This window comes from Streptomyces caniscabiei, from assembly GCF_014930365.1.
Taxonomy (GTDB): Bacteria; Actinomycetota; Actinomycetes; order Streptomycetales; family Streptomycetaceae; genus Streptomyces; species Streptomyces caniscabiei.
Genome location: NZ_JABXWI010000059.1, coordinates 1 through 1,036, shown reverse-complemented (window position 1 = coordinate 1,036; position 1,036 = coordinate 1). Strand labels below are relative to the sequence as shown.

Genomic DNA, 1,036 nt, shown 5'->3' with positions numbered 1-1,036 from the left:
CAAAGCTCTGCGCGTTCGGGGACAGCTTGGCCAGAGCCTTGTTGAACTCCTCGGCCTTCGCCGGGTCGAACGCGTTCTTGAACGCCTCGTCCACGCCGATCATGCCGACCTTCAGCGCGGCGCCCGCCGTACCGACGGCCAGGATTCCCGTCGCCGCCAAGCCTGCGGCCGGAGCGATGTTGGCCAGCGTCGCCACCAGCCCGGCCGCCACCGGCACAGCAGCCCCCAGCCCCGCCGCCAGCACGCCCACCCGGGCGCCCACGGATGCGATGACGCCGGCCGCCCGGCCCGCCGCGTCCGCCAGCCCGCCGAGAGAGAAGCTGAACCTGTCGCCGCCCTGCGCCGACCTGGCCAGCGTTCGCGTGATGGTGTTGCCGCTCGTGACGAACCGGCCCTGCACGTCCCTCAGGCGTCCGTTGACGTCCCTCGTGAACTGGTTCAGCGCGGTCGTCGCCGGGCCGGTGTTGACCGTCAGCGTCGGGGTGTTGTTCGTCAGCGCCCGGTTGATCGCCGCGGACTCCGAGACGAACCGGCCGCGGACGTCGCGCATCCGTCCCTGCGCGTCGCGGGAGAAACGGGCCAGTGCCCGCGTCGCCGGGTCGGTGTCGCCGTCGACCCGGATCGTCGCGTCACCGACCAGGCCATCACCTGCGGGGGTACTCACGTCAGGTCCTTACTCAGGCCGGACGCGTCCAACAGCCGCCGCAACCGGTAGGAGACCTCCCGCTCGGCGGTCTTCAGCACCGCCCCCACCGTCCGCTCCGGACAGTCCCGGAGAAGCGGTTCAAGGACACCCGCAGCCTCCACGAACGCGGCGCACTGCCCCCGCATGTGGTGCACGTCCGCCCACTTCGCATCTTCGATCCGCGGGCGTACGGGCAACTGCTCGCCGACCAGGCACACGCCGGTCGTCTGTTCCGTCTCGGAACGGATCCGCTCGACCTCTTCCGCCGTCTCGATGATGAGGCGGCCGATGCGCTCCGCAGCATCGTTGAGGATCCGCTCCCGCTCGTCCTCGATCATCGCTGCCCCCTCT

1 protein-coding gene and 1 pseudogene are annotated in these 1,036 nt (G+C 70.8%); both read right to left on the bottom strand.

Translation table 11 applies throughout. The annotated features are described in order from the left end of the window. Nucleotides 1-664 (bottom strand): annotated as a pseudogene (locus tag HW837_RS47950) (hypothetical protein); the annotation flags it as partial. Continuing rightward, a partial coding sequence (locus HW837_RS47945) for a hypothetical protein (RefSeq protein WP_206705210.1) occupies nt 661-1,036 on the bottom strand: 376 nt, incomplete at its 5' end. The pseudogene HW837_RS47950 and the gene HW837_RS47945, both read right to left, overlap by 4 nt.